This is a genomic window from Paenibacillus sp. FJAT-27812, from assembly GCF_001273905.1.
Lineage (GTDB): Bacteria > Bacillota > Bacilli > Paenibacillales > Paenibacillaceae > Pristimantibacillus.
In genome coordinates, this window is the sequence record NZ_LIGH01000001.1 from 5,706,362 (window position 1) to 5,719,901 (window position 13,540).

Genomic DNA, 13,540 nt, shown 5'->3' on the forward strand with positions numbered 1-13,540 from the left:
GCCACCGCCTTTTCGATAAGAAGTCGTCTATTTAAGCAATTGGCTGCTGATTACGATTCTATGAATCTCATTCGTTCCTTCGTAAATTTGAGTAACCTTCGCATCGCGAAAAAAACGTTCCACGGATTGCTCTTTCATGCAGCCCTCTGCTCCCAGCATTTGCACCGCCGCGCTAGTGACCGCAACGGCTGTGTCGGAGGCGAACATTTTGGCGATAGAAGCATTCTTCGTGCAAGGCAGCCCTTCCTGACGCAAATAAGCGGCATGATAGACGAGTAAACGAGCCGCTTCCACCTGTGCGGTCAAATCGGCTAGTCTAGCATGCCGATTCTGAAGCTTATCAAATGGTTTAGCCTCGCCCGTAACATATGGATTAAATCGGCGATTCAGCACCTCGAGCGCGGCTTGCGCAATCCCGAGCGCTTGCGCCCCGATACCGATTCTGCCGCCATCAAGCGAGCCTTTGGCAATCGCAAACCCGTTTCCTTCCTCGCCAAGGCGCTGCGAGACCGGCACTTTCAACTGATCAAATATCAATTCGCAGGTGTTAGAGCCATGCAGCCCCATCTTCTTTTCTTTTTTGCCGACCGTAAGTCCAGGGGCGTCGCTCTCTATAATAAATGCGGTAATGCCGCGAGCTCCCTTGGAAGAGTCGGTAACCGCGAAGGTGACATAGACGTCTGCTGCTCCCGCATTTGTAATAAACAGCTTCGTCCCGTTCAAAATATAATGATCACCGTCTCGCACGGCCGATGTTCGGATGGATGAGGCATCTGAGCCAGCATGAGGCTCGGTTAATGCAAATGCCCCTAAGCTATTGCCAGCCGCAAGGCTGCGCACATATTTTTCAACCTGCTCCTGTGTGCCATATTGATAAATCGGAAAGGTGCCGACTGAAGTATGCACGGACAAAATGACGCCAACCGCCGCGCTCACCTTAGCTATTTCATTAATCGCAATGATGTAGGATACAAAGTCAGCGCCAGCGCCGCTCCACTGCTTCGGAATCGGAATGCCCATTAATCCTGCGGCAGCCATCTTGCGAATCAATGAGCCGGGAAATTTATCGCTTTGTTCCATGATCGGTACGGCTGGGGCAATTTCTGTCTCAGCAAATTGTTGGACCGCTCTCCGAAGCTCTGCTTGTTCCTGTGTATACCGGACCTCCACTTCCTTGCCCCCTCTCGGTAAAACCGTTCCCCGCCTTCAATCGTAATTGTAAAATCCACGTTTCGTCTTGCATCCCAGCCATCCGGCCTGCACATATTTGCGCAGCAAAGGACACGGCCTATACTTTGAATCGCCAAACCCCTGATGCAGCGTCTCCATAATAGCTAAGCAAGTATCGAGTCCAATAAAATCAGCCAGCGTAAGCGGCCCCATCGGATGGTTCATGCCAAGACGCATGACTTGGTCCACCGCTTCCGGCTCTGCCACTCCCTCATACACGGTGTAAATCGCTTCATTAATCATCGGCATTAAGATGCGGTTGGAGACGAAGCCTGGAAAGTCATGCACCTCAACCGGCGTTTTGCCCAGTATATGCGTCAAAGCTTTAATTTTCTCGAACGTTTCGTCCGATGTCGCAAGCCCTCGAATAATCTCAACAAGCGGCATCACGGGAACGGGGTTCATGAAATGCATGCCGATAACGAGCTGCGGCCGCTTCGTTGAGGCTGCAATATCGGTGATGGATAAGGATGAGGTATTCGTCGCCAAAATCGTATCCGGACCGCAGATCTGGTCCAGCTGCTTAAACAAAACCTTCTTCGTCTCCATTCGCTCCGGTGCTGCTTCAATGACAAGCTCCGCATTCGAAGCGCCAGCAAGATCCACTGAGCATTCCAAATTGCCAAGCAGCTTCAATCGCTCCTCATCGTTCATTTTCCCTTTTGCGACTAAGCGGGACACTGCCGAGTTGATGGAAGCTATACCTCGCGCAACGGCATCCGTCTCGATGTCGTAAAGCGTCACCAGATGGCCGCTTCGGGCAAGCGTCTGAGCGATGCCGCTTCCCATTTGCCCAGCTCCAATTACAGTAACCTTGCGAAAAGTCATCGTATCACCTCATCTTCAGCCGTCCACCTGAATCAGTACTGCATCTCCCTGCGCGCCGCCGCTGCAAATGGCGGCAATGCCGAGTCCGCCGCCCCGGCGCTTCAATTCGTGAATGAGCGTAAGCACAATTCTGGCGCCGCTTGCCCCAATCGGATGGCCGAGTGCAACTGCCCCGCCATTTACATTGACCTTCTCCTCATCCCAGCCGAGTATTTTGCCGCAAGTCAGTATGACGGAGGCAAAAGCTTCATTTACCTCAAATAAATCGATGTCCGGCAGCGAAAGACCCGTTTTCCGCAAAAGCTTCTGTATAGCAATCGCGGGGGCGGTCGCTAAGTACGGAGCCTCGGTTGCAATCGCGGCATGAGCGATGATTTTGGCAAGCCGTTGATACCCGCCTTGCAGCGCCACCTCGTCAGACATCAATACGAATGCAGCAGCTCCATCATTTAAGCCGGGCGCGTTGCCTGCGGTGATCGTACCCGTTGGACCGTGCAGAGGCTTAAGCTGAGCCAGCTTGTTGCTACTTGTATCGGCGCGCGGGCTTTCATCCAAGCTGATAATAGCGCTTGCAGCAGTTGAATAAGGAATGATTTCCTCCTCGAACAAATGATTTGAAATCGCTGAGCACGCGCGCATATGGCTTCTCAAAGCCCATTCGTCCTGCTCCGACCGGCTTATGCCAAATTCTGCTGCAACCCGGTTTGCATGAACCGCCATTTGTACATCGTCAAACGGACAGAGCAAGCCATCAAAGATCAAAAGGTCGGTCAGCTCGGTATGTCCAAGCCTGCTTCCCCATCTCGCTTTCTGGATCGCGAATGGAGCATGGCTCATGCTCTCCATTCCGCCAGCCACAATCGTATCGGCCTCTCCCGCACGTATCATTTGATCCGCCAAGGTGATGGCACGAAGTCCAGAGGCGCATACTTTGTTGATCGTTTCCGAGGGTACGCTCCAATCGAGGCCCGCCAGCCTTGCGGCTTGTCGCGCCGGGTTTTGCCCGCAGCCTGCTTGGAGAACCATCCCCATGATGACGCCATCGACCTGATCAGCTGTGATTCCGCTATTTTCGATAGCTCCCTTTATTGAAGCTGCTCCCAGCTGGACGGCTTTCACGTCCTTGAACATGCCGCCGAACTTGCCAAATGCCGTTCTTCTCCCGCCGACAATGAACGTTTGACGCATGGTGGAACCGCCTCCTTATTCCGTCAGCATGCGGTAAAACAAATCGGTCTCCATCCCGCCGGTTCCGACTTCCGTTTCCAAACATTTGGCATCCCTTAAGTAACGCTCCATCCGGTATTCCTGCATATAGCCGTAACCGCCAAAAATTTGAATCGCCTCAATTGCTGCTGCGACTGCCGTGTCTGCCGCAAATCTACGGGCAAGCGCCGCTTCCCTTCGGCAGCTTAAGCCCTCGTCCATGCGCCATGCTGCCTGATAGGTGAGCAGCCGTGCAGCTTCGGTTTTGGCGGACATATCCGCCAGCTTGAATGAAATGCCCTGCTGATTTCCGATCAACAATCCGAATTGCTTGCGCTCCTTGGCATAAGCAGCAGCAGCCTCTAGCGCCCCTTGAGCGATCCCTACAGCTTGCGCAGCCGCGCTAATATGGCTTATATCGATTAAGGATGTTGCTATTTCTTGTCCTTGCCCAAGGTGTCCTATTCGATGGTTTGCCGTAACGATACAATGCTCAAATGTAACTTCCGCGGTCATAAAAGAGCGCAAGCCAAGCTTGCTCACTTTATTGCCTACAATGAAGCCGGACGTGCCGCTCTCGACTAGAAACACACTATAATCGTTTTTCCTTTTTCCCGATCCGGTTTGGGCATAGACCACGCAGTGATCTGCAGCCTCCGCTTGCAGAACTAAGGAATGTCCGCCGTTCAGCTCCCAGTCCCGCCCGGTTTTGTGAGCTCTTATGCTGTTGTTTCCTTGCTTACTCAGAGGCGCGCATGCTCCAAGCCTAGAACCGCTCGCAAGCTCTTTAAGAAATAACGAATGGGTTTCCTTGCTGCCGAATTTATATAGGGGCCACGCCGCATAAACGGTATGTGCAGCTAATGAAGCGGAAGTCGATGCGCACACCCGGGAAAGCTCTTCTAGTACAACGGCATACGTCAACCAATCGCTCCCGGCGCCGCCGCTGCTTTCATCGATTGGAATAGCTGTTAATCCGAGTTCCGCTACCCGATTAAACAGCTTCCTTTCAAATTGTTCTAGCTCATCCCGTTCGCCTGCTCGCCTTGTTACCTCGCTTTCTGCAAATTCCCTGATGACCGATCTTGTCAGCTCCAGCTCCTCGGATATACAAAATTGCATCACCCTCCCTCCCCTTCTCTTGGCAGGTCAAGCATGGTGGACAAAGTTCGACGGTATACGCGGTTACCGTAGTATATGAAGGCGACTGTCTTAAAAATGACTTTCCAAACAAGGTTTAAATAAGCTTAATATGTAAAATAAAACCATATAGGCACAAAAAAAAACCAGCCTATGCAGGCTGGCTTATTCATGTCTTTTCCTATTTAAGTTGTGCGATAAACGTAAGGGTCCTTTGGTTCCTCAATGGACTTCCAATCGGTTACCTTTAATACCGGTATCGTTTGTTTAAAAGGCTGGTAAAGCTCCCAGGTTAGCTTGCCTGTTACATGCACCCAATCATCGTCCTTGATTTGCGTATTTTTTGGAAACTCAACCAGCATCCCGAATACGCCTGAATCCGCAACGCAATGAATGAAGCCGAACCGAAAAATAAAATAATGATTCCCGTCTACCTGCTGTCCTTTATAAGCAAATCCATCAAATCCGATCGTTTTGTCCATAAAGTCCTCCGGTGCATTGTAGATGACCTCCATCCCTTTCAAATAATCCGAATCGGACAGAATGACGGAAGGACGGTCGATAAATTGTGCCAGCTCCTTATTTTTTACGTTGATATAATCGTCCTTGCGATAAAAGACGCTTGAGTCGGGCTTTAGAAATTGATGGGCGCCAACGTTTTTCTCTATGTTTTCCTCAAAGCTCGGGAAGGAAAAGCCCTTTGCTTTTACGAAGCTTGAATCTAGCGCAGCTGCCGGAAGGAAAAGGCCCGTAAAGATCGGCACGAATAAGATGAGATAGCTGAAAAACCGTTTGAGCCTCGTATCATTGCCATGCGAGTGGCCATGATCATGAGCGTGCCCATGCTGATGATTGTGATCATGGTGAGCGAGTTCATCCGCATGCGAGTCATGCTCCATATGCTCATCGTGACGGCATTCCTTCTCAGGTGCGGCTGCCTGCTTCTTCTCTTCGGCAATTTGCTGGCGTGAGACGCGCACAAATTCAAAAATGCTTAACAGTCCCATAATGACAACGGCGCTAATCGATAGGTAGGCATATTTCATATTGATATACTTATTGATATCTCCGGTATAATGCAGCATGAAAAACATGAAAGAAAATCCGAACAATATAAAAAATCGAATCATCCGAATAACCTCCCTACGATTAACGAGCCGGCGAGCGTAAAGAGCGCTACGAGCGCGATTAACACTACAACAAACTTAGTGCGGTATGTCCCGAGAAGCATCAGCGTATTTTTAATATCGATCATTGGCCCAAATACGAGAAATGCAGATAGTGACCCTACCGTAAATGTGCTTCTGAAGGAAGCCGCAATAAAAGCATCCGCCTCCGAGCAAAGCGAAATGATAAAGGCAAGGGCAATCATGACCAGCGATGAAGTAACCGGATTGCTGCCTAGATGAAGCAAATAGGAAGTTGGCACGAATGTCTGCATGCATGCGGCGATGAAAGCTCCGAGCACCAAATATTTTCCGACGGAGAAAAACTCTTCGATGGCATGAACGACAACCTCATAAAGCCTCTTGCCTAGCGGCATGCGAGCGCCGAGCGCCATTTCCGTCCCCTGCTCGATAGCTGCTGCAGCTTGGCCGTCCTGCACGCGAAATGGAAGCTGCTTGAACATAAAGGAGAGAACGATCGAAACGGTGAAGGCTACGACGATCGATAAGCCTGCGCGAATGCCGACCATCTGCCAATCATTCCCGTAGGCAATGTAGGTAGAGAACAACACGATTGGGTTGATGATCGGTCCGGTCAGCATAAAGGCAATGCCGGCATGCAAGGGCATCCCCTTATTGATTAATCGTTTGGTAATGGGCACGATCCCGCACTCGCAGGAAGGGAAGAAAATGCCGATCCCACAGCCCAATATTGTAGCCAGATATCGATTACGCGGCATGATACGAGCAATCCATTGCTCTTTCAAGAACGTTTGAATAAATCCGGAAATAAGGACGCCGACTAAGACGAAAGGAATAGCTTCCATCACCATGCTGATAAAGATCGTATTTAATTGATAAAAAGTCGTCAAGCATCCTCATCTCCATTGCTCATGCTTCAACCTAGTTATACATTTTGCTGCGAGATCGTGCCGCCTTGCTCAAAGGTAAGGAGCTTGGTCGCTATTTTATCGATAAAGAAGCGATCGTGGCTTACGGTGACCACGGCCCCCGGAAAATGAATCAAAGCCTGCTCCATAACTTGAATGCTAGTCAGATCGAGATGGTTAGTCGGCTCGTCCAGCACGATAATCTCAGCTCCCGAGAGCAGGCATTTCGCTAATGCGACCCGCGCTTGCTGACCGCCCGACAGATTTCCGATGACTTTATGAAGATCAGCCTCCGAGAACTGGAGCATCGACAAAAATTTATTTACTTTTTTTCGCGGAGCGTCAAGGCCAAGGCCATAGACGTTAACGGCATGGCTGACGGTATCCTTCTGATCCAGCTCGTCCCACATCCGGTTGAAAAAAGCAAAATTGACGCCCTTGCTAAAGCGTACCGCGCCTGAATCCGCAGGCTCTTGACCCGTGAACACCTTGATTAAAGTGGATTTCCCGCTGCCGTTGGAGCCGATAATGGCGATGCGGTCCTCCTTCTGAATATCAAAGCTGACATTTTGAAATATCCCGCGATCTCCATAGCTCTTGCTGATCGCTTCCACTTGGCATAGCTGGTCAGGGAAACGCAAATTTTCATAAATATCGGTAATGAGAACATTTACCGGATGGGGCTCCACTCGCTTCTTCATATCAGCCAGCTTGCGCGAGAGACGATCCTTGGACGATTTCCTCTGCGACTTGTTGTCGATCTCCTCCGCTTCCATGAGCAGAAGCTCTTCCTCCCATTCAAACTGCCGGTCAAGCTCTTTCTTGCGCAGCTTTTTCTTGCGAATATAATCGGTATAATTTCCTTCATACTCTTGGAAACGATAGTTTTCGATTTCAATGGTGCGGGTAACCACCCGGTCGATAAACTGCCGATCATGAGAAATAAGCACCATCGTGCCGTTAAAGCGATGCAGCCATTGCTCCAGCCACGTCAGCCCTTCAATGTCCAAAAAGTTTGTTGGCTCATCGAGCAAAACGACATCCGGCAGCTCAATCAGCATTTTGGCTAATGCGGCTCGGTTGCGCCAGCCCCCGGATAGCTGGTCAACTGGCTGCTTCCGCGAATGCTCGTCGAATCCAAGCTTAGTCAGCACCGTATCGATCTCGATCGCAGCGTTCCACCCATCATGATGCTCCATTTGCTCAAACAGCTCCGCTTGGCGATCAAGCAGACGTGTCATTTCACCATCGTCTTCTACGGCGCCAAGTTTCTCTCCGATCTCAGCCAGCTCACGTTCAATGCTCCAAATATGCTCATAGCACTGCTCTACCTCCTGCTGGACAGATCGATTGCCGCTTAGCTCTGAGAATTGGGAGAAATAGCTCACTTTGACCTGAGGATCTACTTCCACTTTTCCCGCCGTAGGTTCTTCCCTGCCCAGAATAAGCTTAAAAACAGTCGATTTTCCTGCTCCGTTCCGACCGATGAGTCCGATCCGTTCCCCTTTGCTTATACGAAAATAAATATCGCGAAAAATAAGAGTATCCTCATATTTTTTCGTTACGTTTTCGAGTCGAATCACGCTCATGCCTATCACCTCTGTATATGGTTGTAAACCACGCGCGACCCATGTGTCAAGCCTGACCGCAAGAAAGGACCGCTAGGCGCCTATAATGGCTGCACCTAATGGTCCTTTCTCTACTTCTGAATGCGGAGCGAACTTATCGCAACGGCCGAGGTTTTGAAGCCAGGCATCTTGCAGTGGGGATCAAGCTCGGGACTCGTCGCCTTGTTAACGTTCTGTACGCCGCCCCAGTGCATGGGAACAAATAAGGTATCCTCCCTGATTTTATCTGTGATGCGGCTTCGCACGTTGAAGCTGCCGCTGCGCGAGGTAACCTCTACCCATTCTCCATCCACAATACGAATAGGGATTTATACCGCTAGAAGATCCAAAGCCAAATACCCTTAGAATAGGCTGCAACGCTTATTCTAAGGGTATGTTCTTGTCGTTTAAGAAACGTTTCATATAAAGCCGTTTTGGATTTTGAAGCAGCTTTGCCATCGCCTCCGACCAGCGATCCTTGCGGGCACCGCCCGTCCGCTCGGAATAGTAGCTGGAAATGACTTGATCGTAAGCTTGCAATTGATCAACAAGCTCGCTTTGATCCTGATTATAGCCGTCCTCATGATAGACGTTCGCAAGCGGCAATCTCGGCTTCGTATCCGACAGATTGGCGGGATAGCCGACGCTTAACCCGAAGAGCGGAACAACCCGGTTCGGCGTTTGCAGCAGCTTTGATACTTCATCCAGCTGATTTCTTAATCCGCCTATGTAGCAAATGCCAAGACCCATCGATTCCGCGGCTATCACGGCATTTTGAGCGGCAAGCGCCGTATCGATAACGCCGATCATAAACATTTCCGTGGAATTTAATGCTTGCTCGATTTGCTCGGCTGCAGCCCCTTCCAGCTCAGCGGCTAATTCCAGTCGGTGCAGATCCAAGCAGAATACAAAAAAGTGCCCGTTTTTGGCGACATAAGCTTGGTTTCCGGCAAGCTCAGCGAGCTTCTCTTTCTTGGAAGCATCTTTTACGCCAATTATCGTATATGCTTGCACATAGCTCGACGTGGCTGCTGATTGCGCGCTTTGTACGATGTGATGAATTTGCTCATCCGTAAGGGACTCGTCCTTATAAGAACGAATGGAGCGATGGTTCAACAGCATTTTGATCGTATCGTTCACTCTGAATTCCTCCTTTTTCGTTTCATTATGACATGAACTCGTTTTTATTGCAGCACCATTTCGCCTAACAACAAAACGCAGCCCGTCACCAGATTAAACCAGCCGATAAAACTAGAAACTTTGCGTTCCTTGATTAATCCCGCTAGTTTGAACCCTTTTACGTCATATAGAAGGATAAGGATCCCGCTGATGATCCATAGGAAAATAGCGTAGTTGAGATAACTGATCGTATACCCATTGGCAATCATACGTTGGCAGCCTCCATTATTTTTCCGTCAAAGCCGCTATTGAGCTTTCATCCCAATCCGGCGCAGCTTCATCGACACGTGAATGTCAAACTCGCATTCCTTGTATACGCTTCGCCATTTCTCGTTCGTTTTGATATGTTTATTCCAATATTGCGGCTGCATGGCCCTAATGTATTCACCAAATCCGAATATATCGGAACCTTTCTGCTGCGTTTTTTTAATGATATCCGAATAAAACTTCACGGATACCTCTTCTTGCTTTTTCTCATACAATTTCAAGATAGCTGGATTATTTAGTTTGCTTTTCTCGCTTAGCTTCTCCTCTATATTCAGCTCGACCGCTACTTTAATCGTGAAATGAGGAATATTATCTTTAATGTGAACCTTAATTTTTGATTTTCGATACGTCGTGTTGGTCATAATGGTATCCGATGAATTATCAAGCTGAATGAACACGCGATAACCGGCAGGATTCACCCCTTTTATTCCTAAGTATCCGGCGATTTCAAGCGGCTTCGTTACCCCAACCAAATGTTCGCCAACAAAATAAGCAAGTCCTTTTATCTCCACGTTTTGCTCTTTTTTCATTTCAACATATGGCAAAAATCCTTCTTGCCCCTTCTTCGAAACATTGCTCCAAAAAATTCCGATATAATCTTTCGGGAACTTCCCCATTCTCATCCCTTCATCAAGGGTAGACATCAAATAAAGCGTTGGCACTCGCTCAAGCTTAGGAGCAGCCTTCATAAATTTAATCGCTCTTCCTTTGGAGATCATCATCCAAGCCATTCTTCGGACCTCGGGATTGCGCCGAAAATAATCATTTACGTTTTCCAATCCTTTTTTGGCTACGGCTTCCGAAACCACGATAACCCGTAGATGGCCAAAAAAGAGTCTGCTTGAAACCTGCTGCTGCAAATTCATGAACGCGTCATCAATGCTGTGGCCAACGACATCAATGACCCAGACGGTCTGCTCGGCGGAGCCGCTGCTTCCTCCGCTTTCACCTGGACCCAGCGGAATTCTGCCCGGAAGGGCGATTTGCACAGCAACGCGCACCATCCCTACTGCGGGTGCCGGTATCGATCCGCTCACATGCGCAACCTCGTCCTCCTCTTGGCTTGCTTCCTCGGTGTTTGCGGTATCAATCGATACCCCAAGCACAACGGCTCGCTCTTCAATTTCCAATCGATCCCAGCAGCCTGTTATGAAGGGGACTATCATAACCACACAGCAAAACAGTTTACCCGTTTTGATCCACTTTTTTGTCCTCAACACGATTACCTCTCTTCTTGCGAAGGATCGATATAAGCAGTAATAGGCCTGGATAGATGATCGTAATGTATAGCCCGATTCGGCCGACATTTTCAATGATTTCATACATTTCTACGATGCTCTGTGGAAGCATTGCCATGACGAATACGATAGGCAGCAGGAAATACGAGAACAATTTATGCTCACGCAGTCGGAATAGCTTGCTCATCGAGTGAATGGTCAAAAAATAACTCGAAAACAACGTTGTAAAAACAGCCGTAACCCAAACAGCCAAAAATGCCGCATCCAGCCGTTCCAAAATGTTTGCAGGCAATGAAGTCGCCTTTGCGAGCTCGAGCGTTGGCCAAAGCAGCTGCTTGATCTCTTCTGCTCCAAAGACGCTTACCGCTGCGATCACGATGACAAAATACAAGCCTCCGGCAATAACCATGCCCCACACGCTTGCCTTCATCGCATTCTCAGGTTTTTTCATCGCTGGAATAACAGCCGTTAATACGAATGACCCTTGAAACAATGCGGCAATAGTTAGCGTACCCGTCACCATCCCAGTTGGCTGGTTCCCCAATACGGGCAGCAAGTTGATCAAGTCAGCATTTTTCAGCGAAAGCGCAACGATTATCAGGGCCGGAACAATAAGCAGCGGAAAATAAAACGTATGAATATAAGCAAACGTTATTATTCCATTTCGAGTAGAAATAGCTGCGAGCAGAAGCATGACGATAACCGTCACTTCAACTGGCGTTGAGCGCAGAACCGAAGTCACGACCACCTCGCCAAATTCCCGCGCCGTCAATGAGGTTAGCACCGCAAAGAACGCGATAATTAGTATGCTTCCGATCCAAGCGAGTCCTTTACCGATAATTTCTTCGCTGTATTGCGTCACCGATTTATCTGGGAACCGCATCCCTAATATCGTAATGAGCACTAAACCAAAAAAAGCAAGCAGCATCCCGAGCAGCGTTACAAGCGGAGCAGCTGAATCTGCCGCTTTTACGGCAAACAGCGGCAGCGCAAGCACGCCTACGCCGATAATGGTGCTGACGAGAATGGCAGCGGCTTGAATGACGGTAATCTGGCGAGATTCCATATAAGCTACCCCTCCTGTTGATCTTTATCGTTCTTTGTATCAAGCACATTGGTGTTCGAGTTTTTTAGCTCCTCGTTCGTACTCTTATCCATTCGGGTTGGATCTACGGGCTGAAGGAAAGAAGGCCGCTTGCTCATCGCCCATAACGGTCCTCTAACGAGCAGATCCTTGAAGCCTTGAATTTCTGCTGGGATCAGCGGGCTTAGATAAGGCACGCCAAAAGATTTCATCGAAAGCAGATGGTTGGCTATCAGGATTAGACCAATCATTACGCCGTAAAGGCCAAAGGTCCCCGCCATAATAATAAGCGGAAACCGCAGCAGCCGAAGTGCGAGCGCCGCATTATAAGCAGGAGTAGCGAATGAGCCAATTGTCGTTAAGGCGATAATAACGATCGTAATGGGACTCGAAAATCCAGCTGCTACGGCTGCTTGCCCGATGACCAGCACGCCAACGATGGATAGCGCGCCCCCTACCTGCTGCGGCAGTCGAATCGTTGCTTCCCGCAGTACCTCCATTGAAATTTCGATGATCATGACTTCAATTACAGCCGGAAATGGTACCCCTGCTCTTCCTCCAGCTACGGCAACCGCAAACTCCGTCGGAATAAGCTCTGGGTTAAAAGAGATAATCGAGACATAGATGGACGGGAAGATCAAGGAGAACATTAAAGCAATCAGCCTGGCAAACCGAATCGAGCTCATCAAAACGAACCGTTCGGTGTAATCCTCTACCGTTTGATAGAACTGGCTGAAGACGGTTGGGACTACCAGTGCCAGCGGAGAACCGTCAACTAGGATCGAAACTCTGCCCTCGAGTAAATTCGCTACGACTTTATCCGGACGCTCCGTATATTGGACTTGAGGAAATGGTGAATAATGATTATCCTCAATAAACTGCTCAAGATAACCTGAGTCCAGCACCCCGTCGATATCGATTTTGGACAGTCGCGTATTAACCTCCTTAACAAGCTCAGGGTTCGTAATGCCATCCATGTAACAGATAGCGACCTTCGACTTGGTTCTGCGCCCGATTTCCATCGTCTGGATGCGCAGATCAGGCGACTGGAGCCGGTAACGAATAAGCGATATATTCGTGCCGAGGGGTTCGATGAATCCTTCGCGCGGCCCTCTGATGACCTGCTCAGTCGCTGGCTGATCAATAGCGCGCTTATCGATGTTTCGTGTGCCGATCAATAAAGCTTCTTCTAATCCCTCAACGATTATGACGGTCTCGCCTTTCAAAATGCTCTCGATGAGAGTGGTGAGCGCGCCTTCCAGTTTGCTTTCGCTATGATAGAGCGCATCGTTAAGCAAGACGTCCTTGAGTTCAGTTATTTCGATCGATCGACCGATCAGATGCGGAGGAATATACATGAGAGGCTTAACGATATCGGAATTCACCGTGTTTTGATTGATCATATTTGAGTAATAGATAATGGCTGCCGGATGCTGCCCAAATACATGAAAATTTCGGATCGTCAAATCCTCATTTGATCCCAAAATACTTTTGATAAACGTAATCGTATCCTCGATGCGGACACTAATTTTCTCACCCTTATGCTTGTCCAATGTTTGACTTGGACCCGACAGAATCGGCTTCGCTTTCAGCTTTTTAATCCCTCTAAACGCCATTTCTCCACCGACCAATCGACATAAGATGATTTTTGATCCTATTTTTTTACAATATTACTCAATCTTAAGCTTTAACATCTCGCAGCCGG

Annotated in this window: 12 protein-coding genes and 1 pseudogene; all 13 read right to left on the reverse strand. The window is 49.0% G+C overall.

From position 1 onward, the window contains the following. Window positions 1–27 precede the first annotated feature (27 nt). Window positions 28–1,170 carry an acyl-CoA dehydrogenase family protein gene (locus tag ADU23_RS24215; RefSeq protein WP_053376091.1) on the reverse strand — a complete coding sequence of 381 codons (1,143 nt, stop codon included), beginning with the start codon at window positions 1,168–1,170 and terminating at the stop codon, window positions 28–30. Between the two features lie 36 nt (window positions 1,171–1,206). After that, window positions 1,207–2,058 carry a 3-hydroxybutyryl-CoA dehydrogenase gene (locus ADU23_RS24220; RefSeq protein ID WP_053376092.1) on the reverse strand — a complete coding sequence of 284 codons (852 nt, stop codon included), beginning with the start codon at window positions 2,056–2,058 and terminating at the stop codon, window positions 1,207–1,209. 15 nt (window positions 2,059–2,073) lie between these two features. Continuing rightward, complete coding sequence (locus ADU23_RS24225; protein ID WP_053376093.1) at window positions 2,074–3,246, reverse strand: acetyl-CoA C-acetyltransferase; 1,173 nt, start codon at window positions 3,244–3,246, stop codon at window positions 2,074–2,076. A 15-nt stretch (window positions 3,247–3,261) separates the two neighbouring features. After that, window positions 3,262–4,386, reverse strand: coding sequence for an acyl-CoA dehydrogenase family protein (locus tag ADU23_RS24230; protein WP_053376094.1), 1,125 nt, complete (start codon window positions 4,384–4,386; stop codon window positions 3,262–3,264). A gap of 203 nt (window positions 4,387–4,589) precedes the next feature. Next, a complete protein-coding gene (locus tag ADU23_RS24235) occupies window positions 4,590–5,534 on the reverse strand; it encodes a TIGR03943 family putative permease subunit (RefSeq protein WP_053376095.1) in 945 nt (314 codons plus the stop codon). Next, a complete protein-coding gene (locus ADU23_RS24240) occupies window positions 5,531–6,442 on the reverse strand; it encodes a permease (protein WP_053376096.1) in 912 nt (303 codons plus the stop codon). Before ADU23_RS24240 ends, ADU23_RS24235 begins: the two co-directional genes overlap by 4 nt. Before the next feature lie 35 nt (window positions 6,443–6,477). Then, window positions 6,478–8,049 (reverse strand): ABC-F family ATP-binding cassette domain-containing protein, encoded by a 1,572-nt coding sequence (locus tag ADU23_RS24245; RefSeq protein ID WP_053376097.1) that lies wholly within the window; start codon window positions 8,047–8,049, stop codon window positions 6,478–6,480. Window positions 8,050–8,159: 110 nt separating this feature from the next. Beyond that, a pseudogene (locus ADU23_RS24250) lies at window positions 8,160–8,384 on the reverse strand (molybdopterin dinucleotide binding domain-containing protein); the annotation flags it as partial. A 64-nt stretch (window positions 8,385–8,448) separates the two neighbouring features. Then, entirely contained in the window at window positions 8,449–9,207 is a 759-nt protein-coding gene (gene nfsA, locus ADU23_RS24255; RefSeq protein WP_053376099.1) for an oxygen-insensitive NADPH nitroreductase, read from the reverse strand. Between the two features lie 44 nt (window positions 9,208–9,251). Beyond that, entirely contained in the window at window positions 9,252–9,455 is a 204-nt protein-coding gene (locus ADU23_RS24260) for a CLC_0170 family protein (RefSeq protein WP_053376100.1), read from the reverse strand. Window positions 9,456–9,491: 36 nt separating this feature from the next. After that, complete coding sequence (locus ADU23_RS24265; protein WP_157265941.1) at window positions 9,492–10,733, reverse strand: Ger(x)C family spore germination protein; 1,242 nt, start codon at window positions 10,731–10,733, stop codon at window positions 9,492–9,494. Beyond that, window positions 10,699–11,817 carry a GerAB/ArcD/ProY family transporter gene (locus tag ADU23_RS24270; RefSeq protein ID WP_053376102.1) on the reverse strand — a complete coding sequence of 373 codons (1,119 nt, stop codon included), beginning with the start codon at window positions 11,815–11,817 and terminating at the stop codon, window positions 10,699–10,701. Before ADU23_RS24270 ends, ADU23_RS24265 begins: the two co-directional genes overlap by 35 nt. A 5-nt stretch (window positions 11,818–11,822) precedes the next feature. Beyond that, window positions 11,823–13,451, reverse strand: a complete 1,629-nt coding sequence (locus ADU23_RS24275) for a spore germination protein (protein ID WP_082311191.1) — start codon at window positions 13,449–13,451, stop codon at window positions 11,823–11,825. Between the last annotated feature and the right edge of the window lie 89 nt (window positions 13,452–13,540).